Annotated in this window: 23 protein-coding genes; 3 read left to right on the forward strand and 20 right to left on the reverse strand. The window is 70.7% G+C overall.

Annotation, left to right across the window (positions count from 1 at the left end; translation table 11 throughout):
- Positions 1–9 precede the first annotated feature (9 nt).
- Entirely contained in the window at positions 10–837 is an 828-nt protein-coding gene (locus tag ABD296_RS01120) for an MlaE family ABC transporter permease (RefSeq protein ID WP_344260321.1), read from the reverse strand.
- Positions 838–1,234: 397 nt separating this feature from the next.
- Between ABD296_RS01120 and ABD296_RS01125 the strand changes: the two genes are divergently transcribed.
- Positions 1,235–1,870 (forward strand): TetR/AcrR family transcriptional regulator, encoded by a 636-nt coding sequence (locus ABD296_RS01125; protein WP_344260324.1) that lies wholly within the window; start codon positions 1,235–1,237, stop codon positions 1,868–1,870.
- Between the two features lie 26 nt (positions 1,871–1,896).
- On the opposite strand, the gene ABD296_RS01130 is transcribed toward ABD296_RS01125, so the two are convergent.
- The 12 genes from ABD296_RS01130 to ABD296_RS01185 form a co-directional block, all read right to left on the reverse strand.
- Positions 1,897–3,090, reverse strand: coding sequence for a cytochrome P450 (locus ABD296_RS01130; RefSeq protein ID WP_344260326.1), 1,194 nt, complete (start codon positions 3,088–3,090; stop codon positions 1,897–1,899).
- A 71-nt stretch (positions 3,091–3,161) separates the two neighbouring features.
- Positions 3,162–3,998 carry a mycofactocin-coupled SDR family oxidoreductase gene (locus ABD296_RS01135; RefSeq protein WP_344260328.1) on the reverse strand — a complete coding sequence of 279 codons (837 nt, stop codon included), beginning with the start codon at positions 3,996–3,998 and terminating at the stop codon, positions 3,162–3,164.
- A gap of 27 nt (positions 3,999–4,025) precedes the next feature.
- Positions 4,026–4,703, reverse strand: coding sequence for an SRPBCC family protein (locus ABD296_RS01140; RefSeq protein WP_344260330.1), 678 nt, complete (start codon positions 4,701–4,703; stop codon positions 4,026–4,028).
- Positions 4,700–5,203, reverse strand: coding sequence for a (2Fe-2S)-binding protein (locus ABD296_RS01145; RefSeq protein WP_344260332.1), 504 nt, complete (start codon positions 5,201–5,203; stop codon positions 4,700–4,702). The genes ABD296_RS01140 and ABD296_RS01145 overlap by 4 nt, the downstream gene beginning before the upstream one ends.
- Positions 5,196–6,071: an FAD binding domain-containing protein gene (locus tag ABD296_RS01150; RefSeq protein ID WP_344260334.1), complete on the reverse strand. Its 876-nt coding sequence runs from the start codon at positions 6,069–6,071 to the stop codon at positions 5,196–5,198. Before ABD296_RS01150 ends, ABD296_RS01145 begins: the two co-directional genes overlap by 8 nt.
- Before the next feature lie 4 nt (positions 6,072–6,075).
- Complete coding sequence (locus ABD296_RS01155) at positions 6,076–8,403, reverse strand: xanthine dehydrogenase family protein molybdopterin-binding subunit (RefSeq protein WP_344260336.1); 2,328 nt, start codon at positions 8,401–8,403, stop codon at positions 6,076–6,078.
- A gap of 515 nt (positions 8,404–8,918) precedes the next feature.
- Positions 8,919–9,248, reverse strand: a complete 330-nt coding sequence (locus ABD296_RS01160) for a hypothetical protein (RefSeq protein WP_344260338.1) — start codon at positions 9,246–9,248, stop codon at positions 8,919–8,921.
- On the reverse strand, positions 9,230–10,513 hold the full coding sequence (locus ABD296_RS01165; RefSeq protein WP_344260340.1) for a metal-dependent hydrolase family protein: 1,284 nt from the start codon (positions 10,511–10,513) through the stop codon (positions 9,230–9,232). The genes ABD296_RS01160 and ABD296_RS01165 overlap by 19 nt, the downstream gene beginning before the upstream one ends.
- On the reverse strand, positions 10,510–10,842 hold the full coding sequence (locus ABD296_RS01170; RefSeq protein WP_344260342.1) for a hypothetical protein: 333 nt from the start codon (positions 10,840–10,842) through the stop codon (positions 10,510–10,512). Before ABD296_RS01170 ends, ABD296_RS01165 begins: the two co-directional genes overlap by 4 nt.
- Entirely contained in the window at positions 10,839–12,098 is a 1,260-nt protein-coding gene (locus tag ABD296_RS01175; protein WP_344260344.1) for an aromatic ring-hydroxylating oxygenase subunit alpha, read from the reverse strand. Before ABD296_RS01175 ends, ABD296_RS01170 begins: the two co-directional genes overlap by 4 nt.
- A 26-nt stretch (positions 12,099–12,124) precedes the next feature.
- On the reverse strand, positions 12,125–12,709 hold the full coding sequence (locus ABD296_RS01180; RefSeq protein WP_344260346.1) for a carboxymuconolactone decarboxylase family protein: 585 nt from the start codon (positions 12,707–12,709) through the stop codon (positions 12,125–12,127).
- Between the two features lie 35 nt (positions 12,710–12,744).
- The gene (locus ABD296_RS01185) at positions 12,745–13,509 is read right to left on the reverse strand and encodes an SDR family NAD(P)-dependent oxidoreductase (protein ID WP_344260348.1); all 765 of its coding nucleotides are present in this window, start codon (positions 13,507–13,509) and stop codon (positions 12,745–12,747) included.
- Positions 13,510–13,734: 225 nt separating this feature from the next.
- Between ABD296_RS01185 and ABD296_RS01190 the strand changes: the two genes are divergently transcribed.
- On the forward strand, positions 13,735–14,355 hold the full coding sequence (locus ABD296_RS01190) for a TetR/AcrR family transcriptional regulator (protein ID WP_344260350.1): 621 nt from the start codon (positions 13,735–13,737) through the stop codon (positions 14,353–14,355).
- A gap of 7 nt (positions 14,356–14,362) precedes the next feature.
- On the opposite strand, the gene ABD296_RS01195 is transcribed toward ABD296_RS01190, so the two are convergent.
- The 3 genes from ABD296_RS01195 to ABD296_RS01205 are packed head-to-tail and all read right to left on the reverse strand — an operon-like array spanning position 14,363 to position 16,826.
- On the reverse strand, positions 14,363–15,208 hold the full coding sequence (locus ABD296_RS01195; protein ID WP_344260352.1) for a TauD/TfdA dioxygenase family protein: 846 nt from the start codon (positions 15,206–15,208) through the stop codon (positions 14,363–14,365).
- Entirely contained in the window at positions 15,205–15,540 is a 336-nt protein-coding gene (locus ABD296_RS01200) for a hypothetical protein (protein ID WP_344260354.1), read from the reverse strand. Before ABD296_RS01200 ends, ABD296_RS01195 begins: the two co-directional genes overlap by 4 nt.
- On the reverse strand, positions 15,537–16,826 hold the full coding sequence (locus ABD296_RS01205) for an aromatic ring-hydroxylating oxygenase subunit alpha (protein WP_344260356.1): 1,290 nt from the start codon (positions 16,824–16,826) through the stop codon (positions 15,537–15,539). Before ABD296_RS01205 ends, ABD296_RS01200 begins: the two co-directional genes overlap by 4 nt.
- 137 nt (positions 16,827–16,963) lie before the next feature.
- Here ABD296_RS01205 and ABD296_RS01210 point away from each other — a divergent pair, with 137 nt between their 5' ends.
- A complete protein-coding gene (locus ABD296_RS01210) occupies positions 16,964–18,427 on the forward strand; it encodes an aldehyde dehydrogenase (RefSeq protein ID WP_344260358.1) in 1,464 nt (487 codons plus the stop codon).
- On the opposite strand, the gene ABD296_RS01215 is transcribed toward ABD296_RS01210, so the two are convergent.
- The 4 genes from ABD296_RS01215 to ABD296_RS01230 all read right to left on the reverse strand — a co-directional run bounded on the left by ABD296_RS01215 (position 18,414) and on the right by ABD296_RS01230 (position 22,853).
- A complete protein-coding gene (locus ABD296_RS01215) occupies positions 18,414–19,016 on the reverse strand; it encodes a TetR/AcrR family transcriptional regulator (RefSeq protein WP_344260360.1) in 603 nt (200 codons plus the stop codon). The genes ABD296_RS01210 and ABD296_RS01215 overlap by 14 nt on opposite strands.
- 150 nt (positions 19,017–19,166) lie before the next feature.
- Positions 19,167–20,864, reverse strand: a complete 1,698-nt coding sequence (locus ABD296_RS01220) for a nitric oxide reductase activation protein NorD (RefSeq protein ID WP_344260362.1) — start codon at positions 20,862–20,864, stop codon at positions 19,167–19,169.
- Entirely contained in the window at positions 20,861–21,679 is an 819-nt protein-coding gene (locus ABD296_RS01225) for a CbbQ/NirQ/NorQ/GpvN family protein (protein ID WP_344260364.1), read from the reverse strand. Before ABD296_RS01225 ends, ABD296_RS01220 begins: the two co-directional genes overlap by 4 nt.
- Before the next feature lies 1 nt (position 21,680).
- Positions 21,681–22,853: a spirocyclase AveC family protein gene (locus ABD296_RS01230; protein WP_344260366.1), complete on the reverse strand. Its 1,173-nt coding sequence runs from the start codon at positions 22,851–22,853 to the stop codon at positions 21,681–21,683.
- Positions 22,854–22,856 lie beyond the last annotated feature (3 nt).

Raw genomic sequence — 22,856 nt, forward strand, 5'->3', positions numbered from 1 at the left:
ATCCCCCTTTCAGATCCGGGGCGGGAAAAGGGTGTAGGCGAGGGTGGAGATCACATAGTTCGCCGCGAACACCAGCATCGCCGCCACCACCGCCGCCTGGTTGACTGCGCGGCCGACGCCGCTGGCCCCGTACCGGCACGTCATGCCCTTCCAGCAGGCCACCGCGCCGGCGATGAACCCGAACACCCACGCCTTGAACAAGGTGATCAGCAGATCCGACAGCTGCAGCAGCGAGGTCGCGCCGTCGAAGTAGGAACCGGGCGTCACCCCCTCCCGGACCACGTTGAAGAAGAACCCCCCGGCGATCCCCGCCAGAATGATCAGCGAGCACAGCATCACCCCGACCGTGCTGGCCGCCCACAACCGCGGCGTCACCAGCCGGTGGACCGGGTTGATGCCCATCACCTCCATCGCGTCCAGCTCATCGCGGATGCGCCGCGACCCGATGTCGGAGGTGATCGCCGACCCGGCCGCCCCGGAGATCAGCAGCGCCGCCGCCATCGGCGCCACCTGCGTCACCAACGCCTGCACCACCGTCGCGCCGGTACCGGACTCCGCGCCGATCTGCCGGACGATCTGCCCCACCTGCAACGCGATCGTGCCGCCCAACGGCAACGCGATCAGCATCACCGGCAACGTCGTGACCCGCGCGATGAACCAGCACTGCTCCAGCCACTCGCCCCACCAGCGCCGCACATCCCAGGTCTTGCGGAACCCCTCCAACGAGATCGCCAACAGCGTCCCCGCCTGCTCCAACCAACCGAACAAGAACCGCCGCAGCGGACCGGTCCATGCGGGGCGGGGCCGGCGCAGCCGGGTCTCCACGGCCGCGTTCATGGACCGGCCCCTTGCCGTGCTCGCATCCTGCCTCCTCTTTCTGGATCCGGTGCGGGCCGTCGGCCCCGCGCCGTCACAGGTCGGACCGGGCCGGGCCGCTGGTCGCCCTGCGGCCCTCGGCGCCCGTCATGGCGAGGACGGCGGCCTCGATGCCGCCGTGAGAATCGTCAACGTCGAACAGGAGATCGTGACTCTTGGTTGCAGCGAACCAGAGTGCGCAGATTTCTCATATGTGACTTACATCTCAGAGAACGACAGTACATACGCGTGCGGGCAGTATTGTCAAGTACTCATCCCGAATGGGCCGGTAACGGTCCGTGCTCGGCGATCGGCGCCGATATCATGGGCGGGACGGGCAGGAGTGCACCATTCCGGGTGCGGGTCGGAGGCGAGACGCATGGCCACGCGCCGCCGGATCGGTGCGCCGGATGCCAGGAACCGCGGAGTCCTGCTCGACGCCGCGGAGCGCCTCATGCTGGAGGAGGGCTACGCCGCGGTGACCTCGCGGCGCGTCGCCGAGGCGGCCGGCCTCAAGCACCAGCTCGTGCATTACTACTTCCGGACGATGGACGAGTTGTTCCTCGAGCTCTTCCGGCGCCGGGCCGAGCAGGGGCTCGACGCGCAGGCGCGCGCGCTGTCCTCCCCACGGCCGCTGCGGGCCCTGTGGGAGTACAGCACCGACCCGGCCACGGTGGCGCTGACGATGGAGTTCGTCGCGCTGGCCAACCACCGCAAGGAACTGCGCGCGGAGATCGCCCGCTACGCCGACCGCTTCCGGAAGGCGCAGGCCGAGGCCATCGCGAGTGTCGCCGGCCGGTACGGGATCGACGTCGAGGAGTTCCCCCCGCTGGCGCTGTCGGTGCTCATGACGAGCGTGTCGCGGGTGCTCGTCATGGAGCAGGCGGGTCTCGGGATGTCCGCCGGCCACGCCGAGACCGTCGAGATCGTCGAACGCTGCCTCCGGCGCTACGAGGGTGACCCGGGAACCGCGGACACGGCCCCCGGACCACCGGAGCCGCAGGAGTCGCGCTAGCACCCCTCCGGCCGGCTCCCCCGCGATCAGCCGAGGACGAGCGGCAGGGTCTCCCATCCGCGGACGGTTGAGGTCTGCGCCAGCTTGGCGTTGTCCCAGTCCACGTCCCATCGGGGCCAGCGCCGCAGCATCTCCTCCAGCGCCACCCGTCCCTCCAGCCGGGCCAGCGCGGCGCCGAGGCAGTAGTGGATGCCGACACCGAACCCCATGTGCTGGCCGATGCTGCGATGGATGTCGAAACGGTCGGGGTCGGGATAGCGCCGCTCGTCGCGGTTCGCGGAGGCGACGATGAACATCATCGCGCTGCCCTCGGGCACCGTCCGGCCGTGGAACTCCACGTCCCGGGTGACGTGCCGGGCGATGTAGGGGCCCGGCCCCTCCAGGCGCAGGACCTCCTCGACGGCGTTGGTGATCAGGGACGGGTCGTCGACGAGCTCCTGCCGCTGGTCGGGGTTCTGGGCCAGGACCGATCCGATCCACGCGATGAGGCGGCCGGTGGTCTCGTTGCCGGCGCCCGCCACGACCGTCACGTAGGTGAGCACCTCGTCGCGGGTGAGCGTGCGCCGCTCGCCGTTCTCGTCCTCGAACTCGGTGGTCAGCAGCTGCGTCATGAGGTCGTCGGACGGGTTCTTCATCCGCCAGTCGATGTAGTCGCCGAACATCTCGTTGCTGAGGATGGCGCCTTCCTTGAGGTCCATCTGCCCGCCGGCCTCGGTGCGCAGGCTCTCGTCGGCCGAGTCGCGCAGCGCGGGCAGGTCGGCCTCCGGGATCCCGAAGAGCATGCCGATCACGCGCATCGGCATCTGGGCGCCGACCTCGGCGGCGAGGTCGAAGCGGTCCAGGCCCACCAGCGGGTCGAGGGTGCGGACGCAGAACTCGCGCACCTTCGGCTCCAGTTCGGCGATGCGGCGGGGGGTGAAGACGCGGACCAGCAGCCTGCGGTGGATGTCGTGGATCTCGGGGTCCTCGAAGATGAGGGTGCCCGGCGGCAGCTCGATGCCGGCCTTGACGAACTCGAGGATGTTGCCGCGGGCCGAGGAGAACGTCTGCCAGTCCGGCAGGCCCCGGTCCATGTCGGCGTACCGGCTGACGGCGTAGAAGTCGTACTTCTCGTTGTGGTACAGCGGCGCATCGTCCCTGAGCCGGCGGTAGGTCGGGTAGGGGTCCGCGGTGAACCTCGGGTCGTAGGGGTCCCAGTAGAACGAGTCGTCGCTGGTCACGTGCGTTCCTCCCGGTCGTGCTCCTGCATGAGGGGACGGCGGCTCGTCCGCCGGGCTCTGGATCGGTCCGGTCACTTGAGCATCGAGCCCGCGTCGATCGGCAGCGGCACCCCGGTGATGTAGCGGCTGTCGTCCGACGCCAGGAACAGGACCGCGTTGCTGATGTCCTCCGCCTCGACCCAGGGCACCGGCAGCAGGTTCATCATCTGGGAGATCGGCGCCATGTCCTCCTGGGTCGGGTTCTCCAGGTCCGGGCGGAACATCCGGTAGGTGAGGTCGTTCATCAGCATGGGCGTGTTCACCTGCGTGGGGTGGACGGAGTTGACACGGATGCTGTGCTGCGCCAGTTCCACGGCCATCGACCGCATGAGCCCGACCACGCCGTGCTTGCCGGCGACGTAGTTGGCGATGTTCGGGTGCGCCTTGAGGCCGCCGACGGAGCTGGTCAGCACGATGGCGCCGCCGCGGCCGCCTTCGATGATGTGTGGGATGGCGGCCTTGCCGGTGTGGAAGACGCCGGTCAGGTTGACGTCGATCGAGTCGCGCCACAGCTTCTCGTCGAGATCCTGGATGGGCGCGCCGTCCGCGGCGAGCCCGGCGTTGGCCACGACGATGTCGAGCCGGCCGAGCTGGGTCACGCCGTCGTCGACGGCGGCCTTCAGCGCGTCGTAGTCGCGGACGTCGGCCTGGGCCGCGATGATGCGCCGGCCCGTCGCCTTGACCTGGGCGACGGTCTCGTCCAGGTCCTCGGGGGTGGACATGGGGATCGGCACGCTGTCGAGCTGCTTGCAGATGTCGATGGCGATGATGTCCGCGCCCTCCTGCGCGAGACGCACCGCGTGGCTGCGCCCCTGGCCGCGGGCCGCACCGGTGATGAACGCCACTTTTCCTTCGACTCGTCCGGGCATCGTTTCCTCTTCTCTGTGGTCGGTTCGCTACGGGCGTGCGGCCTTCCGGCGGCGCCGGATGGCCAGGAGGAGCATCAGCAGGGCGGCGGCGGCCGCGATCGGGGCGGCGCGCCGGACGGCCTCGGGACCGCCCGGCCGCAGCAGGTCGATGGGCTCGGCCGGCCGCCGGGCGGGCGGCGGCGCGGATGGCGGCGCGGATGCCGCGGGAGGCGGTGCGTCCTCGGCCACGGAGGAGGCTTCCGGGGCCGGGGACGCACCCGCGGCGGGCGCGATCTCGTCGGCGAGGTTCGCGGCGAACCGGCCGATGATGGTGGCGGCGACGTCGGCGAGGGCGCCGCGGCCGAACTGCGCGGGCTTGCCGGTGATGGCGAGGTCCGTCTCGACCCGGACGTCGGTGCCGTCCCCGGCGCCGGTGAGCCGGCAGGTGACGACCGCCTTCGCGGTGCCGCCGCCGCGGGTCTCCCGTCCGGTGGCCTCCATGACGGCGACCCTCGCCGCCTCGTCGAGGGACACGAACGCGACGGACCCGCTGTAGGTGAGGCCGATGGGCCCGAGTTTGACCTTGACCTTCCCGTGGTACCGGTCGCCGTCGTGCCCGGTGAGCGTCGCGCCCGGCACGCACGGGGCGATCCGCTCGATGTCGAGCAGGACGCGCCACGCCTCGTCCGCGGGCACCGGGATGCTGAGGGTGTTCTCGAGTCTCATCCGGACTCCTCCGATCCGGACGGGTCGCCGGGCGCGGTTCGCGCCGCCGCCCGGACGGCGTTGAGGATGCCCTGGTATCCGGTGCAGCGGCACAGGTTGCCCGACATGGCGTCGCGTATCTGCTCGTCGGTGGGGCCGGGGTTGTCGCGCAGGAACGCGGTGGCCGAGACGATGAACCCGGGCGTGCAGAATCCGCACTGCAGGCCGTGGTGGTCGCGGAACGCGGCCTGCACCGGGGAGAGCTCGCCGTCGGGCGAGGCGATCCCCTCCACGGTGGTGATCTCGGCGCCGTCGGCCTGGACCGCGAGGACGAGGCAGGCGCGGACGGCCTCCCCGTCGACGAGGATCGTGCAGGCGCCGCACACGCCGTGCTCGCAGCCGAGGTGGGTGCCGGTCAGCCCGCACTGCTCGCGCAGGAAGTCGGCGAGCGTGAGCCGGGGCGGGACGGTCGCGCGCCGCGGCGCGCCGTTGACCACCATCTGGACGGTGACATCAGGCATGTTCGGCCTCCCGGGCGGCTCGCCGCCACGCCTGCGCCAGGACGGCGGCGCCGACGTGCGCGCGGTAGTCGGCGGATGCGTGCAGATCGGAGGGGACCGAGTCGAGGTCCGCCATGGCGGTGCGTCCCAGCTCCTCGGCGTCGACCTCGGCGAGCGCGCGGCCGGTCGCGGCCGCCTCCGCCGCTGCGGAGCGCAGCGCCGTCGAACCGAGCCCGAACAGCCCGATGCCGCAGCGGCGGATCCGGTCGTCGCCGTCCAGCTCGACGGCGACGGCGGCGCCCGCGATGGCGAAGTCGCCGGCGCGCCGGGCGAACTCCTCGATCGCGAACCCGCTGCGGCCGTGCCAGGCCGGGAACGTGACGGCGGTCAGGAGCTCGTCGTCGTCGAGCGCGGTGCTCCACAGGCCGGTGAAGAACCGGTCGGCCGGGATGGTCCGTTCCCCGCGCGGCGACACCGTCTCCATCCGCGCGTCGAGCGCGAGGGCGACCGCGGGGTACTCGGCCGCGGCGTCGGCGTGGGCCAGCGATCCGCCGATGGTGCCGCGGTTGCGGATCTGGAAGTGGCCGATCAGCGGCGTGGCGCGGGCGAGCAGCGGGACGGCCCGCGCCACCGTCGCGGACCGCTGGATGGCGGCCTGGGTGGTGCACGCGCCGATCCGGACGGATCCGTCGCTCTCCTCGACGCGGCGCAGGCCGTCCAGGCGGCGCAGGTCGACCAGGTGCTCGGGCGCGGCCAGGCGGAGGGCGAGCATCGGCACCAGGCTCTGCCCGCCGGCGATGGCCTTGGCGTCGTCGCCGAGGTCGGCGAGCATGCCGACGGCCTCCCCGACGTCGCCCGGGACGTGGTACTCGAACGATGGCGGCTTCATCGCGTCACCGCCCGTCCGTGCCGCGGGCCAGCGCGACGACCGTCTCGGGGGTCAGCGGCAGCCGGGTGATCTCCGCGCCGAACGGGGAGAGCGCGTCGGCGACGGCGTTCGCCACCGCGGGCGGCGCCCCGATCGCGCCGCCCTCGCCGACGCCCTTGTAGCCGCCCGGGCCGGGCGCGGGGGTCTCGATGTGGCCGTACTCGATGTCGGGTATCTCGGCCGCCGTGGGCAGGAGGTAGTCCATGAAGGTGGTGGCGATGGGGTTGCCTTCGGGGTCGTAGGCCAGATGCTCGTAGAGGGCGCCCCCGATGCCCTGGACGACGCCGCCCGCGATCTGCCCCTCCACCACGTTCGGGTTGATCATCGGGCCGCAGTCCTCGCTGACGATGTAGCGCAGCAGCCGCACCCGGCCGGTCGTGACGTCGACCTCGCAGGTGCACAGATGCGTGGCGTTGGCCCAGATGAGCGGGCTCTCCGGCCGGTACCGGCCGCTGGCCTCCAGCCCCGCCGGCACGCCGGGCGGCAGCGTCTCGGGCTGGAAGTAGGAGGCGGCGGCGATCTCGGCCAGCGGGATCCCCGCCTCGGGGACGCCGCGCACGCGGGCGTGCCCGCCGGCGAGCTCGATGTCGTCGGGAGCCGCCTCCAGCCGGTGCGCCGCGATGGCGACGATCCGCTCGCGCAGCACCGACGCCGTCTCGGCGATGGCTCCGGCGGTCATCGAGCCCGACCGGCTGCCGGCCGCGCCGCCGCCGAACGGGGTGACCGCCGTGTCGCCCTGGATGGTGCTGACGTCGGCGATGTCCACGCCCAGCGCGTCGGCGGTGAGCTGGACGACCGTGGTCTCGATGCTGTTGCCGCTCGACCCGCCCGACACGTACACGTTGACCTTGCCGGACGGCTCGATCCGGATCGTCGCGCCCTCGGTGGCGTGCAGCGCCATCGCCGCCGTGGTGGGCTCGACGTAGGTGCAGGTGCCCACGCCCAGGTGGCGGCCTTCCGCGCGGGCCTGCTCCTGCTCGCGCCGGAACGCCTCGTAGTCGAGCATCTTCAGTGCCTGCTCGAACGTCTCCAGCGGCGTGATGTCGCTGTAGGGCATGCCGTTGGGATTGGTGTACGGCAGTTCGTCGCGGCGCAGCAGGTTCTTGCGGCGCAGCGCGGCCGGGTCCATGCCGAGACGGCGCGCCGCGGCGTCCAGCAGCAGCTCGCGCGCCACCGACTCGAACTGCCAGGGCCCGCGATAGGCCGTCCGCCCGACGGTGTTGGAGAACACCGACGTCGTCGACCAGGCGGCCTTCGGGACGCGGTAGGGGCCGGGGAAGAACATGCCCACGGCCGCGGACGTCCCGACCGGCCACGGCACCGGGTAGGCGCCCACGTCCTGGACGTGGTCGATCGCGGCGGCCAGGATCGTCCCGTCGGTGTCGAACGCGATCCGGGCGTCGGCGTGCTCGTGCCGCGACATCCCGGCCGACATCAGGTTCTCCCGGCGGTCCTCGATCCACTTCAGCGGCCCGGGCACCTTCCGCGCGGCCAGCATGACGCACATGTCCTCGCGCTGCGGGACGACCTTCTGGCCGAACCCCCCGCCGGTGTCGCGCATCACCACCCGCACCCGATGCTCGGGCAGCCCCAGCAGCCGGGAGCAGAACAGCCGCACCTCGTGCGGCGACTGCGTCGCCGCCCAGATCGTCAGCTCGCCGGCGGGCGCCGACCACTCCGCGACGAGCCCGCGCGTCTCGATCGGCACCTGCGAGCACGCCTGCTGGTGGATCGTCCGCCGCACGACCAGCGGCGCCTCGTCGAAGACCGCCGCGTCCAGCGGGGCCGAGGCCATCTCCCCCGCGACGTTGCCCGGGTAGCCGTCGTGGATCAGCTCGCCGGACTCCCGCGCGGCGGTGTAGTCCGCGACGGGCGGCAGCGGCTCGTACTCCACGAGCACGAGCTCGGCGACGTCTTCGGCGACGTAGCGGTCATCGGCGACCACCATCGCCACCGGGTCCCCGACGAACTCGACCTCGCCGCCGGCGAGCGGCGGGCGCGGCGTGTCGGGGACGTCCCGGCCGATCAGCGTGTACCACTGCTCGCGCACGTCCGGGTTCAGGTCGCCGGCCAGGAACACCGCGTGGACGCCCTCGACGGCGAGCGCCTCGGCCGCGTCGACGCTCACGATCCGCGCGCGGGCCAGGGGGCTGCGGACGAAACACGCGTGCAGCATGCCGGGCCGCACCACGTCGTCGACGTAGGTGCCCTGACCGGTCAGCAGCCGCGGGTCCTCGACGCGCGCCACGCGGGTCCCGGCGTAGCGCGCCGCGGCCGCGTTCAGGCCGTTCACCCGCGCACCGGCCCCGGCGCCTTCGCATCGGCGCGGGACGGGTCGAACGGAAACAACTCACCCAACGTAAGGCCTCCCTCTGCCGTGTGCGCGGCGCCCGCACCCGCCGCCGCGCACGCGCTTCTCGTGGTGCTGGTCAGTCGCTCAGCAATGCTAGGCAACTGCTTAGCAGTCGCTTCCGAATCGGGTCAAGACCGATTCGATAGTGATGTTCTGCGTATCCGGTAATGGTCTTACCGACGGATGTCACGGGTCGGACGGCACTCGGCTTGGAGATCCGGACGCGACCAGGGGCCGCGCACCCTCGACTGAACAAAACAGAAAAACCTGTACGGTCTCCCTGTGAGTTCACCTCATCGGCGGGCGAAACGCAAGAGGTGAGCGGCCGCGCTCTTGCGCGAACCGCTGAAACACGCTCTGATCAGCGGAAACGGCGGACGCCAGACGTCTGAGGCCGCCGCGCCGGGGGCGCGGCGGCCTGGGGTGTGCGTCAGCCGTGGGACGGTGGAGCAGGGCTACGTGACGTCAGACTTCTCGCCGGCCGCACTGAGCAGGCGGAGGTAGCGGACCTTCGGCGGCGGGTCGAGCTGGACCCCCTCCGGCCGCGACAATGCTCCGGACGACTGCGCCTCGCGCAGCGCCGCTTGGGCCTTCTCCAGATCGCCTTCGATCTCATAAATGACAACAAAGGTGTCCCCTTCGAGAGGCTCAAGGCGTCGAGCGGAGATGAAGCCTTCCAATTGCAGAATTTCGGGGATGTGCTTGTTGTCGTACCAGTCGTGGTAGGCCGGTGCCTCCTCGGAGGAGGAGGGACGCGATTCGACGATCATGACGCCGGTTGCCATGCCTGATCCTTTCTGTACTGGTCGGACATCTTGTGGACGCGGCCTTCCTTCATGACGAACCGCACGTCCTGGGTGACGGAGATGTCCTGGGACGGGTCGCCGGGCACGGCGATGATGTCGGCGATGTCGCCCTCCCTCAGCCGGCCGAGCTCGTGGTCAAGCTCGACCAGTTCCGCGCTGGTGAGCGTCGCCGCCCGCAGGGCCTGCATCGGCGTCATTCCGCGCGACACGAGGGCGACGAGTTCCTTGGCGTTGTCGCCGTGCGGGACGGCGGGCGCGTCGGTTCCGCAAGCGATCTTGACCCCGGCGGCGATCGCCTTGGGAAGCATGGATCTGGCCCGCGGGAAGACCTCGGCCGCCTTCTTCTGCAATTCCGGCGCGGCCCGCTTGATGTCCATGGCGTCGGTCAGATAGGTCGTCGAAACGAGGAACGTTCCGTGCTCGGCCATCATCCGGAGGGTTTCCTCAGTCGCCAGGAAGCCGTGTTCGACGCAGTCGATTCCGGCCCGGACGCACGCCTGGACCGCCCGGTCCCCCACCGCGTGCGCCGCCACGCGGATGCCGGACCGGTGCGCCTCGTCGGCGATCGCCGCGAGCTCCTCGTCGGAGTACTGCTGGGAGCCGGGGCCGGTGCTGTGCGACATGACCCCGCCCGACGCCGACACCTTGATCACCTTGGCGCCGTGCCGGATCTGGTACCGGACGCAGGCGCGCACCTCTCCCACGCCGTTGGCGATGCCCTCCCCGATGCTCAGCGGCATGATCCCCGGCGCCAGCCGCTGGAAGACGGTCGGGTCGAGGTGGCCGCCGTACGGGGTGACGGCATGGCCCGCCGGGATGATCCGGGGACCCTCCACCCATCCCTGGTCGATGGCGCGCTGCACCGCGACGTCCAGGAGGTAGCCGCCCGTCTTGACCATCAGGCCGAGGTTGCGGACGGTCGTGAAACCGGCGAGCAGCGTCTTGCGGGCGTTGAGGGTCGCGCGGATCGTGCGGTACGCCGGATCGTCCTGGACGCCGTGCATCGGCAGGGGCAGGCCCGTAGGGGTCTCCGGGCCGCCGATCAGGAGGTTGAGCTCCATGTCCATCAAACCGGGCAGCAGCGTCACATCGCCCAGATCGATCTCGGTCGCCCCTGCGGGGAACCCGGTGGGGTTCATCGCGGTGATGCGGTCGCCCTCCACCACGATCGCCGCCGGTGACCGGACCTCCCCCGCCTCGACGTCCGCCCAGCGCCGGGCCCGCAGGACGATCGGCGCCGTCACGGCACGGGCTCGACGACGCAGTCGAAGCTCGACGACCCGCTGTCGGGGACGCGCGGCTGGCGCCACACCTCGACCGGGAACGACACCTGGATCATCGAGTACAGCAGGTGCAGCAGGTTCACCGCGTCATCGGGCAGGGCGTCGAACGGGAGCCCGTCGAGGTAGGACATGGCCTCCTCGGCGCGGGGCACGACCGCGTCGTAGAACGCCTGCATCTCCTCGGTCGTGCTGGCCAGCCGCGAGCCGTACCGCTCGTGCTCGGTGGGAAGGCACCATTTCTCGGCGAACGACTCGAGCTCGGCGAATTCCTTGGGCAGCAGCGCGCTCACTTGTGCGCCCCCTCGTAGTCGTCGACCCAGTCGCCGACGGCCTTGTGCAGGTGCCGGCACAGGATCTCCTGGTCGTTGAGATGGAAGCGGTCGACGTACCGGTTTTCCAGCATCATCTGCGTGGCTTCCAGCGTGTTGGAGTCCTGCAGCGCGAACTCCTTGAACGTCACGGCCGCCATTTCCTGGGCGATGCGCTCGCGGACGTTGGTGGCCGGCACGAAGTAGACGTTGCCCTCGAAGACATGCGTGTTGTACGACGTGGGCCAGTAGTGGTAGGTGAGGTACCAGCCCTGGCTCCAGATGAGGATCACGAAGTTCGGGAACAGCTGGAAGGAGTCCAGCCCCCACGGGTCGCACTTGGCCGGGTTGACACCGGGCGGCATCTCCCCGAGGTCGACGTCGTCCCACGGCCCGAACAGCCCGCTGCGGGTCAGGATCTCCATGGGTTTGACCAGTTCGGAGTCCATTTCCCAGAAGCGGACGCCGGACGTGCTCACCATCCGGTGCGGACCGTCGATCTGGTAGTGCGGCGCCTCGAAACCGGCCTGCTGCGCGGCCGTGGAGTACTTCTCCGGCGACTGCTTCGCGTGCAGGACCGGGGCGTGGTAGAACTCGGCGAACGCGTCCATGTACAACTTCCAGTTGGCATGGATCGTGGTGCTGTAGCCGAATCGGGAGGTCTGCTTCTCGAACGGATAGCCCTCGAGGGCGGTCACCATCGGGCCGAGGAAGTCGTGCAGCGACTGCTCGGGCTCCCGGGCGAAGTTGACGAAGATGAATCCGGCCCAGACGTCGCAGTGCACCGGCGCGAGGCCGTTCCGGCTCTTGTCGACGTCGAAGAACTCGCCCTCCTGCTGGATGAAGGTCAGCGAGCCGTCGAGATCGTAGCGCCAGCCGTGGTATTTGCACGTGAACTGCCGGCAGAAGCCCGCGGTGTCCTGCTTGGGGTCGTCGGTCCAGGCGAGCTTGTTGCCGCGGTGGCGGCAGACGTTGTGGAAGGCGCGGACCTGGCCCTGCTTGTCGCGCACGACGAGGATCGCGGCGTGGGCGGCGGCGACGTCCTTGGTGAAGTAGCTGCCCTTGCGCGGGAGCTGCTCCACCCGGCCGACGTTCAGCCAGGCGCGCTTGAAGATCGCTTCCTTCTCGCGCTCGTAGAACCCGGGCGTGATCGAGTCCTCGTAGGACACCGGGTCCGTGCCGAGTTCGGGGTAGTGCTGGGTCCAGCTGCCTTCCGGTGGCTTGGGGAAGCGCGGCATGGTCCTCCTCCTTCGGGGTGGTGGGGTCACTGGGCGGGCGTTCCCGCGGGGCCGGGAACAGGTGCGGTCTCCAGGTCGGGTCCACCGGCGGGCTCCAGCCCGACGCTGTTGAGCACCATGGCCAGGCACGTGTAGCCGCCCACGGCGAAGAGCAGTTCGAGGAGCCGGCGCTCGTCGAAGTGGCCGGCGAGGCGCTCCCAGGTGGCGTCGTCGACGGTGTGCCCGTCCACGAGCTGGTCCACGGCGCGCAGGATGTCGCGGTCGCGCTCGGTCCAGATCCCGGCCGCGGCGCCCTCGGGGACGGCGGCGACCTCCTCGGGCGCGAGTCCCGCGGCCTGCGCCATGCCGACGTGCTGCGCCCACTGGTAGCGGCAGCGCGTCCGCCAGCCGACCCGCAGGATCAGCAGTTCGCGGTCGCGGGGGTCGAGGGTGCCGTCGTCGAGCAGCATGCCGCTGAACGCCAGCCAGGACGCGCCCAGCCGGGGATGCCGGGCGAACAGGCCGAGGATGGACGGCAGCGGGGGCGCGTCGGGGTCGCCGGTCAGGTAGCGGTCGGCGCGGGCCATGTTGCCGCGGAGCAGCTCGCGTTCCTCCTCCGCCCACTCGGCCACCGGCAGGGGCGCCATTCTGGACGCGGCCGCCGGCGTCACAGGACCGACCCGCCGTTGACGCCGAGGACCTGGCCGGTGATGAAGCCGGCCTCCTCGGAGGCGAGGAAGGCCGCCGCCGCGGCGATGTCGTCCGGGGTCCCGAGGCGGCCGAGCGGGATGGACGCGGCGATGGTCTCGTTGGAGGGCAGGTCTCCCTCGGCCTGGGACCGGTGCTGCATCGGTGTCTCGATCCCCGATGGCGGAATGCTGTTGACCGTGATGCCGTGGGACGCGTAGGCACGCGCCAGGGATTTGGTCAGCACGATCACTCCGCCCTTGGCCGCCGCGTAGTGCGCCATGTCCGGCGAGCCTCGCTGGGCACTGGACGAGGCGATGGTGACGATGCGGCCCCAGCGCGCCGCGACCATGTCGGGCACGGCCAGCTGGCAGCAGTTGAAGGTGCCGGTGAGGTTCACGTCGATGAGGCGGTTCCACCGTTCGGGCGTGATCTGCTCGAACTGCTCGAACGCGACGAGGCCGGCGCTGGTCACGAGGATCTCCGTCGGCCCGAGCGTCGACCGGACCGCGGCGAAGGCCGCCTCGAGGCCGGGACGGTCGGCGACGTCGGCGGCGAGCCCGAGCGCCTCGGTCCCTTCCACCCGCAGCTCCTTGGCGACCCGGTCGGCGCCGTCGCCGTCGAGGTCGAGCACGGCGACGCGATGGCCCCGCCCGGCCAGGTGGCGGCAGGTGGCCTCGCCGATGCCCGAGGCTCCGCCGGTGACCACGGCCACCCGGGACCTGCTTCCCCTGTCATGCGGCATCGCTCCGTCCTTCCTCGTGGTGCTCGTGCTGCTGGTGGTGCTGTGGGTGCGCTGGTGATGGTCGATGGCGAAGCGGTCCGGGCACGGTCCCGGCGGGATGCTAGTCAACCGACTAACATCCTTTGTTCACATGACTAACATGGCCGCCGGGCCGAGGGCAAGACCGGGTTCCGGCGGACTGCGGCCATACTGGGGAGGCATCCGAAGCCGAGGGGAAGGACGCGCATGCCGGCACGGCGAAGCCCGGTCGACGACTCGGCCACCCGCACCGCGCTGCTCGACGCCACCGCGGAGCTCATGCTCGAGGAGGGCTACGCCGCCGTCACCACCCGCCGGCTCGGCGCGAAGGCCGGGCTCAACAACGCGCTGGTCTTCTACTACTTCGGGACGATGGACAACCTGTTCACCGAGCTCTTCCGCCGGGGCGCCGAGCGGAGCCTGGAGCGACTCAAGCGGGCACTGCGGTCGCCCCAGCCGTTGTGGGCCCTCTGGGAACTGACCCACGACTACTCGAGCAACGCGCTCACCATGGAGTTCATCGCGCTGGCCAACCACCGCAAGGCCATCCGTTCCGAGATCGCCGCGTATTCGCGGAAGTTCCGGATGCTCCAGCTCGAAACGCTCTCGGACGTCCTCGATGGCTACGGCGTCGATCCGCAGCGATGGCCGCCCGTCACGCTGATCCTCTTCATGACCGGCATCTCCCGCTTCCTGCACATCGAAGAGGGATTCGACCTCGACATCGGGCACGCCGAGGCGGTCGCGGTCATCGAGCGCGAGATCCGCGCCCTGGAGGGCGACCGGCGGCCGGCGGAGGACGAGGCCGTCGCCGGCCCCGCCGAATGAGCGCATCTCAGCGGATCGGCTCGTCCCCGAAGACGGTCGTGCGGAGCAGCTCGCGAGGCGAGTCCGGCGGATAGGGCGCGGCGCGGTGCACCACGCCGGTGTTGTCCCAGATGACGGTGTCCCCCACCGACCACCGGTGACGGTAGACGCGACCGGGCGCCGTCGTCCGGTCGAGCAGATCCCCCAGCAGCGTCCGGCCTTCGCCGGTGTCCATCCCGACGACGTGGTCGGCATGGACTCCGACGACGAGCGACCTGCGGCCGGTGCGGCGCTTCCAGACCAGCGGGTGGGTCGAGGAGGGCCGCTTGCGCCACCGTTCGAGCTGCTCGGGCGCGGGGTCGGGGTGGACCCGCCGCTGGGACGCCTCGAGCGTGTGCACGACGTGCAGGGACCCGAGCCGTTCCCTCTCCTCGTCGCCGAGCAGGTCGTAGGCGGCGTAGGTGCTGGCGAACTCCGTCTCCCCGCCGCCGGCGGCGACCTGCTTGGCGCTGAGGACGGTGGCCTTCTGCGGCGGCTCGCCGTGGAGCGGCGTGCAGCCGTCCATGTGCCACTCGAAGGTGGCCTTCAGGTAGTCGGCGGAGGAGTTCTTGGACTTGTCGAGGGTCACCCGGTAGATCCCGCGGACGGGATGGTGCCCCGGTTCGTAGTCGATCTCGCCGAGCCGCCGCGCGAAGGCGACCTGGTCCTCCGGGCCGAGGTGGAGGCCGCGGAAGACCAGGACGCCGTACCGCTCGAGCGCCTCCAGGATGGCCGCGGCCACCGCGTCGTCCCGGGCCAGCCGGCCGGCGTCGAGGCCGCCGACCTCGGCGCCGACGGTGGCGGCGAGAGGCCGGCAGGCGAGCGTCGCCGTCACGGCGTGGGCTCCAGGTAGCGGTCGAAGTAGGCGGTGCCGGAGTCGATGACCTTGGGCTGGTGCCAGACCTCGACGGGCAGCGAGACCATGACCAGCGAGTACGCGAGGTGGAGCAGGTTCAGCTCCTGCTCGGGCAGGTCGTGCAGCGAGAACTTGTCCAGGTGCGCCATGGCGTCGCGCACCCGGGGGTACATCGCGTCGTAGAACGCCTGCATCTCCTCCACCGTGCTGTTCAGCCGCTCGGCGTACCGGGCGGGCTCGGTCGCGATGCACCATTTGGCGGCGAAGGGCTCGCAGTCGGCGAACTCCTCCGGAAGCATCCGGTCGCTCATGCCGGCACCCTCTTCCCGCCCCGCAGGTAGGACTGCACCCAGTCGTCGACGACCTTGTGCAGGTGCCGGACCGTCACCTCCTGGTCGCACAGCGGGTACCTGTCGATGACCCGCGACTCCAGGCCCATCTGGGTGCCGTCGAGAGTGCCCGCGTCCTGGAGGCCGGCCTCCTTGGACACGACCGCCGTGACCTCGTGGCGGATCCGCTCGCTGGCGTTGCGCGACGGCGGGAAGTAGTACGACATCTCCCACATGTGCGTGTTATGGGACGTCGGCCAGTACTGGTACGTGAGGTACCAGCCCCGCTCGTACACCAGGATCACGAAGTTGGGGAAGATCTGGAAGTTCGAGATCGACCACGGGTCGAGCCCGCCGGGGTTGAGCCCGGCCGGCAGGTTGACCGGGTCGAGCTCGGGGATGTCCGGGCGCTCCCACGGGCCCATCAGGCCGGACTCGGTGACGTGCTCGATCGGGTACATCTGGTCCGGCGGGGTCATGTGCCGGGGCACGCCCTTCCAGCCGCCGGTGCTCACCAGCCGGTGCGGCCCGTCCATCTGGAAGTGCGGGACCTTGAAGCCGGTCTGCAGGCTCCGCAGGGAAGGGACCTGCTGCTGCGAGTGCAGGATCGGCGCGTGGTAGTACTCCTGGAACGCGTCGAGGAAGATCTTCCAGTTGCTGAGCAGGTCGGCCTTGAACGCGTACCGCTCCGTGAGCAGGTGGAACGGGTAGCCCTCCAGCCCGCGCACCATCGGCCCGAGGAACTCCAGCAGCGACTGGCTCGGCCGGTCGGCCAGGTTGACGAAGATGAAGCCTTCCCAGACCTCGCAGTGCACCGGCACGAGCGGGAACTTCGACTTGTCGAAGTCGAAGTACTCCTCTTCCTGGAGCACGAACTTCAGCGAGCCGTCCAGGCCGTACCGCCAGCCGTGGTACTTGCACATGAACTCGCGGCACACGCCGCTGGTCTCGTCCCGCGGCGTCTCCCCCCACAGCAGCTTGTTGCCGCGGTGGCGGCACACGTTGTGGAAGGCGCGGACCTCGTCGTCGAGGCCCCGCGTGACGATGATGGAGGTCTTGGCGACCTCGAGGTCCTTGGTGAAGAAGCCGCCCTTGCGGCGCAGCTGCTCGACCCGGCCGACGTTGAGCCACGCCCGCCGGTAGATCGCCTCGCGTTCCAGCTCGTAGAACTCCGGCGAGATCGAGTCCTCGTACGACACGAGGCCGGTGCCCATCTCCGGGACCCGTCCGGTCCAGCTGGCCTCCGCCGGTGCGTCCGCGCGCGCCATGGCCGATCCTCCCGTTCTGAGGTGCCGCCCGATGACATCTGGTCACGATGTTCATCGACTGACTAACATGACCTGAATAACACGTCGCGGACCGGGACCGCAAGGCGCTGCGAGCGCGGCGGCACGAGGAGCCATCCATGAGCGAGCGGAAAGAACTGTTCATCGGGAGCGAGTGGGTCGCCCCGAGCACCGGCCGGCACATCGAGGTGATCTCGCCTGTCACCGAAGCACCGATCGCCCAGGTCGCCGCGGCGAGCGTCGCCGACGTCGACTGCGCCGTCGCCGCTGCCCGGCGGGCGTTCGACGAGGGGCCGTGGCCGCGCACCGAACCCGCCGAACGGATCGCGATGATCCGCCGGCTGGCCGCGCTCTACGGCGAGCGGCGCGACGAGCTGGCCGAGCTCATCACCGCCGAACTGGGCGCTCCGATCTCCTTCGCCAAGCGCGCGCAGGTCGCCCTGCCCTGGTCGATGATGAGCGCGCTCACCGACATCGCCGAGAAGCATCCGTGGCAGGAATGCCGGCCCGGCGTGTACGGGCAGGACATCGTCCTGCGCAGGGAGCCCGTCGGCGTCGTCGCCGCGGTGGTCCCGTGGAACATGCCGCAGTTCCTGGCGGTCACCAAGATCGTCCCGGCGCTGCTCGCCGGCTGCACGGTCGTCCTCAAGCCCGCCCCCGAGGCGCCGCTCGACGCGCTGTTCCTCGCGGAGCTGTTCGAGCAGGCCGGCGTCCCGCCGGGCGTCGTGAGCGTCGTCCCCGCCGACCGCGACGTGAGCGCGTACCTCGTCGCCCACCCCGGCGTCGACAAGGTCTCCTTCACCGGCTCGACGGCGGCCGGCCGGCAGGTGGCCGCGGCGTGCGCGGCGAACCTCACCAGGGTCGGCCTCGAACTCGGCGGGAAGTCGGCGGCCATCGCGCTGGACGACGCCGACCCGGCGGCCGTGGCGACCGCCGTCCGCTTCTCGGGCATGGGCATGGCCGGTCAGATCTGCAACGCCCTCACCCGCGTGCTCGTGCCGGCGGACCTCATCGACGACCACGCCGAGGCGCTCGCCTCGACGCTGGGCGCCATCAGGATCGGGGACCCCGCCGATCCGCGGACCGAGATGGGCCCGCTCGTGACCGAGCGGCAGCGGCTGCGGGTGCGCCGGTACATCGACAGCGGCCTGCGTGAAGGCGCCCGGCTCGTCACCGGCGGCACCGGCCTGCCCGAGGGCGTCCGGCGCGGGTGGTACGTGCGCCCGACCGTGTTCAGCCACGTCGACCCCTCGATGACGATCGCGCGGGAGGAGATCTTCGGCCCGGTGATCGCCGTGATCCCGTACCGGGACGAGGACGAGGCCGTCCGCATCGCCAACGACTCCGAGTACGGCCTCGCCGGCGCGGTGTTCACGGCCGACACCGAGCACGGGCTCGACGTGGCCGCCCGGGTGCGCACCGGGACGTTCGGCGTGAACCAGGGGTACTCGATGGACCCGGCGGCGCCCTTCGGCGGCGTCAAGGCCAGCGGGTACGGCCGCGAACTCGGCCACGAGGGCCTCGACGGCTACCTCGACACCAAGTCGATCTCGATCGCGCCGCCGCCGGTCAGGGCAGTTTGATCACCGACAGGTACATTTCGAGGATCGGCCGGTACAGGTCGACGTCATCGAGCTGGCTGCCCAGGACGACGGAGTCGCTGGTGGCGATGAGCACGTGCGCGAACGTCGAGGGCGGGATCAGCAGCGTCCCGCCGACGTGGTCGACGCCCTCGACGATGAACCTCGCCAGCTCCTCGACGACCTCCGACCTCTTGCTCTCCACCCGTTCCCGGGCCTCGGGGTTGCGGAGCAAGTACAGGGTGAACTCGTGGCCCAGTGCGGCGTGCTCGGCGCCGCGGTCGCGGCTGAGCTCGCGCCACCGCCGCGCGACCTCGTCGAGCTCGCGCGCCCCCACCTCGGTCACCGCCGACACCACTTCGGCGAAATTGTCGAAGTAACGGCGCCAGTGCCGATCGCTGACCGCCAGGAAAAGGTCTTCCTTCGTGCCGAAATGCTTGTAGATGGCGCCCTTGGTGAAACCGGCCGCATGAGCGATGTCATCGAGAGTCGCCTGCGTGAAGCCCTTTTCGGCGAACACTTCGTCCGCGGCGTCCACGAGCAGCGAACGGGTGTGGTCGCGGCGCCGCTCCCTCGTCCAACGCTCAACCATGTGGGCGATTATGCCAGTACAGGCGCGCGCGACGCCCACGGTGCACCGGGGGTACGGCGCCGAGACGCGGGCACGGACGTCCCGCACGGGCGGGTGCGCCGGGCCCCTCTGGAGGCGAAGGGCCTCGGGCCCGCCTCCAGGTGCAGATGCTCATGTTCTCGCCTGCGCCACGGGTACGGCCAGTCGCCGGAGGGCGGACAGGAACAACTCGTCCATTTGCGGGCTCAACTCGGCCAGCGCCGCAGCATTGGCGTAGCTGGCAGAGCCGAAGACGCGTTCGAGGGCATCGACGGTCGTGGCGGTGCCGATGGAAAGGCAGAGGCATGCCATGCCGTCGGCGTGGAGTTCTTCGAGCGCCTTGCCGACGTCGGCCTCCGCGTAGCGCCCTTCGTAGCCGTTGTCATAGGGAAATCCGTCCGAAAGGACGATGAGCAGTCGATTCGGCGTACCGGCCTCCCTTTTGAGGATTTCCCCCGCACCGCGGATGCCGGCGCCGAGGCGCGTGTAGCCGGAGGGTTGGAGCTGATTGAGCCGGGCGCGCCCGAGGGCGTCGAAGCGCTGCCCGAACGCCTTGATGGCCGGGAGATGGACGGCGTTCCGGCCCTGCGACCGGAACGCGTAGACGGCGACGCGGTCGCCGAGCTGTTCGAGCGTGGCGGCCAGCGTCGCGGCCGCCCGCCGCTGGTGGTCGTGGACGGCGAGGCCGGCCTGGTCGGCGTCGGTGACGGATCCGGAGGCGTCGAGCAGGATGAGGACGCCGAGATCGCGTGCGCGTTTGCGCCGGTCCAGGTAGACGTGCTCGGGCGGCGAGTGGCCGGAGCGCACGTCGACGAACAGCTCGATGAGCGGCTCGATGTCGATCTCGTCGCCGTCGGGACGGCGGCGCAGGACCTTCGGGCCGAGACCGAGGCGGGACAGGCGCCGCCGGAGCACGTCGTCCTGCGGGACACCGGCGGCGGCGATGTCGGCCGCGACGGTCAGCGGGAAGTCGAGGACCCGGCACCAGTCGGGCCGATACCGGTTCTTGTGCACGTCCCACTCCGGATGCAGAGCTCCACCGACGCCCAGGGCGGCCCCGGGCTTGCCGTCATCGGTGAAATGGATCCGCGTGGGGAGGGGCCGGGCATGTTCCCCGACCTTGGACGCCCGCCGCACGGCGCGGACCTTCGCCTCCGCGCCGGCGGAGCCGTCCGCGGAGGCCCGCGAGCCGCCGAGCATCTTCCGGAGGTAGTCCGTAAGGGCCCGCGAGGCGAACAGCGGGTTCTCGAACAGCTTGAGGACCTTGCTCTCCGCGGGCTCCTCCTCGTCGCCTTCGTCATCGGCCTCCGGCAGGTCGAGGGGGTCGAATTCCAGGCGCAGTTCCTGATCGGTGGCTCGCGCGCCCGGCCCCGCGGACGGAGTCAGCAGTCGGGAAGGTTTGATGACGCCGAACCACTCCGGCGGGTCGGGTACCGCCGCTCGGCTCCTGGCCAGCTCGAGTGACTCGTGGGCGGTCGCGGTGCCCGGTTTCCCGCCGAGGTCGAGCGCGGCCGCGAGCGGGTACCGTCCGGCGAGTTCGGTGAGGACCCGGCGGCCTTCGAGCGCCAGGTAGCGGCGCGCCACGGAAGGACGCGCCCACAGGCCCTTCACCCATCGCTGGTCCAGACTCCCCGCACCGAGCAGAGCGCTCTGGACCAGGACCTCGCTGCGCTGCCGGGCGACGGAACCGCCGGCCGAGACGAACACCACCAGGCCGTTCGTATGAGCGGCCTCGCCGTCCCGCGCCTCCGCGACATCGAGGGACCTGCCCGCGATGGAGGTGGCGAGGAAGCGGAACCGGTGCGGCCCGCCGGGATCGGACGCGGTCATGCCCGGGGCAGGACGGCGTCGGCCAGCTCACCGAGGGCGCGGACGACGTCCGGGTCGTCGGAGAGGGTCTGGACGACGGCGGACTGCACGGCACCGCGCAGGCTCAGCCCTTGGGCGACCAGGCAGCCGGCGAGGATCAGCATCCGCGTGGACGACACCTCGCGCAGCGGCGAGCCGTCCAGGTTCCGGATGGCGTTGCCGAGCCTGACCAGGGTGCCCGCGGTGCCGGCATCGATCCCGGCCTCGTGGGCGACGACCTGCTCCTCGATCTCGGCGGGCGGGAAGTCGAGCTCGATGGCGACGAAGCGCTGCCGGGTCGACTCCTTGATGTTCTTCAGGACGCTCTGGTAGCCGGGATTGTAGGAGATCACCAGCTGGAACCCGGGCGCCGCCGACAGCGTCGTGCCGAGCCGGTCGAGAGCGAGCTCGCGGCGGTGGTCGGCGAGCGGGTGGATGACCACGACGGTGTCCTGGCGCGCCTCCACCACCTCGTCCAGGTAGCAGATGGCGCCCTCGCGCACGGCGCGGGTCAGCGGCCCGTCCACCCAGACCGTTTCGCCGCCCTTGAGCAGGAACCGGCCCACCAGGTCCGCCGACGTCATGTCCTCGTGACCGGCGACGGTGATCAGTCCGCGACCGAGCTCGTGGGCCATGGCCTCCACGAAACGCGTCTTCCCGCATCCCGTGGGCCCTTTCAGCAGCACCGGCAGGCCGCCGCCGGCCGCCGCGCGGAAGACCTCCGCCTCGTCGCCGACGGCCCGGTAGAACGGGGCCTCCGAAGCCGACTGAACGGCGATGGATCCATCGGTCAGCATCTCAGCGGCTCCTGTCGAAGGGGACGATGGTCGGGAGCTCCTTGCCCTTGGGAGGGACGACCTTGCCGTCCGGGCCGATGGTGGCGGAGCCCTTGCCGGGGACCGGCAGAGCGGGGTCGGGGCACAGCCGCCCGGTCCCCTCGCCGCAGATGCCCATCATGAAGTAGGAGCGCTTCTGGAGGTCCTTCGGCCAGGGATCGGCGTGCAGCGCGAACCACTGCACGGGGACGTTGTAGAACACGAAGAAGAAGGCGCTGCACGCCGCGAAGATCGCCAGGAAGCGGGTGAACTGCTGCCGCGCGAACCCGCCCCGGACGCGTTCCAGCCCCCGCTCCACGAACGTCCGGCCGCGGTCGTCGGTGAAGTAGCGCAGAGCGCACAGACCGGCCTGGACGCCGCCCCACATGAGCCCTTCGTAGACCGGCCACTGGTAGTAGTGGCCGGCGTTGATCGACACGGACCTGATCGCGCCCGGGTAGGTGAAGAGCCCCATCGGCATCAGGAACAGGCCCTCGATGACGAGGTCGAAGAAGAACGACCACACCACCAGGACGCCGATCAGCCCGGCGTTGCTGATCCGCGGCCACCGCGCCTTGGCCCGCCGCATGATCCAGCAGCCGAGGATCGTGCACAGGAGGACTCCGTAGGAGTAGCCCGGCGCGTTCATCAGCAGCGGTTCGGCCATCATGTGGCCCGGTTCCCCGAACGACTGCCAGCCCGGAACGTCCTGCGTCCACGAGCCCAGGTTCCACATCCAGGTGTTGTACGTGCTCCACGTGTTGAAGTAGTTCAGCAGTGGATCCTGGAAGAAGAGCAGGCCGCAGGACACCAGCAGCATCCCGTCCAGCGTGATGCGGCGCTCCCGCCGCCACGGCCTGACGATGAAGTAGTAGACGCCGACCGGCAGGCCGACGATGATCACGGCGGTCCACGTGATGAGGACCGCCTTCATCAGCGTCGGCGGATCGCTCGGCCCCTGCGGCACCCGCTTGAGATGCGGCCCGGTGAGCCAGCGGATCCACACGTAGAGCTGGAAGATCAGGATCGCGCCCCCGATGACGGCCCAGATCCGGACGGGTTTGGTCGTGGACTGGGTCTGGGCGCCGAGCGAGGCCGCCGAATCGAGCGACTCGGTGACGGCGGGCGTGCTCGTCTTTTCCGACTGTCCGGCCACGGC

Source organism: Actinomadura napierensis (genome assembly GCF_039529375.1).
Taxonomy (GTDB): Bacteria; Actinomycetota; Actinomycetes; order Streptosporangiales; family Streptosporangiaceae; genus Spirillospora; species Spirillospora napierensis.

Bases quoted from the DNA above. Each gene is read 5' to 3' on its own strand.
- ABD296_RS01150 (WP_344260334.1), bottom strand. From the start codon at position 6,071: ATGAAGCCGCCATCGTTCGAGTACCACGTCCCGGGCGACGTCGGGGAG.
- ABD296_RS01140 (WP_344260330.1), bottom strand. From the start codon at position 4,703: ATGAGACTCGAGAACACCCTCAGCATCCCGGTGCCCGCGGACGAGGCG.
- ABD296_RS01120 (WP_344260321.1), bottom strand. From the start codon at position 837: ATGAACGCGGCCGTGGAGACCCGGCTGCGCCGGCCCCGCCCCGCATGG.
- ABD296_RS01200 (WP_344260354.1), bottom strand. From the start codon at position 15,540: ATGAGCGACCGGATGCTTCCGGAGGAGTTCGCCGACTGCGAGCCCTTC.
- ABD296_RS01125 (WP_344260324.1), top strand. From the start codon at position 1,235: ATGGCCACGCGCCGCCGGATCGGTGCGCCGGATGCCAGGAACCGCGGA.
- ABD296_RS01215 (WP_344260360.1), bottom strand. From the start codon at position 19,016: ATGGTTGAGCGTTGGACGAGGGAGCGGCGCCGCGACCACACCCGTTCG.
- ABD296_RS01225 (WP_344260364.1), bottom strand. From the start codon at position 21,679: ATGCTGACCGATGGATCCATCGCCGTTCAGTCGGCTTCGGAGGCCCCG.
- ABD296_RS01135 (WP_344260328.1), bottom strand. From the start codon at position 3,998: ATGCCCGGACGAGTCGAAGGAAAAGTGGCGTTCATCACCGGTGCGGCC.
- ABD296_RS01220 (WP_344260362.1), bottom strand. From the start codon at position 20,864: ATGACCGCGTCCGATCCCGGCGGGCCGCACCGGTTCCGCTTCCTCGCC.
- ABD296_RS01210 (WP_344260358.1), top strand. From the start codon at position 16,964: ATGAGCGAGCGGAAAGAACTGTTCATCGGGAGCGAGTGGGTCGCCCCG.
- ABD296_RS01160 (WP_344260338.1), bottom strand. From the start codon at position 9,248: ATGGCAACCGGCGTCATGATCGTCGAATCGCGTCCCTCCTCCTCCGAG.
- ABD296_RS01145 (WP_344260332.1), bottom strand. From the start codon at position 5,203: ATGCCTGATGTCACCGTCCAGATGGTGGTCAACGGCGCGCCGCGGCGC.
- ABD296_RS01185 (WP_344260348.1), bottom strand. From the start codon at position 13,509: ATGCCGCATGACAGGGGAAGCAGGTCCCGGGTGGCCGTGGTCACCGGC.
- ABD296_RS01175 (WP_344260344.1), bottom strand. From the start codon at position 12,098: ATGCCGCGCTTCCCCAAGCCACCGGAAGGCAGCTGGACCCAGCACTAC.
- ABD296_RS01190 (WP_344260350.1), top strand. From the start codon at position 13,735: ATGCCGGCACGGCGAAGCCCGGTCGACGACTCGGCCACCCGCACCGCG.
- ABD296_RS01205 (WP_344260356.1), bottom strand. From the start codon at position 16,826: ATGGCGCGCGCGGACGCACCGGCGGAGGCCAGCTGGACCGGACGGGTC.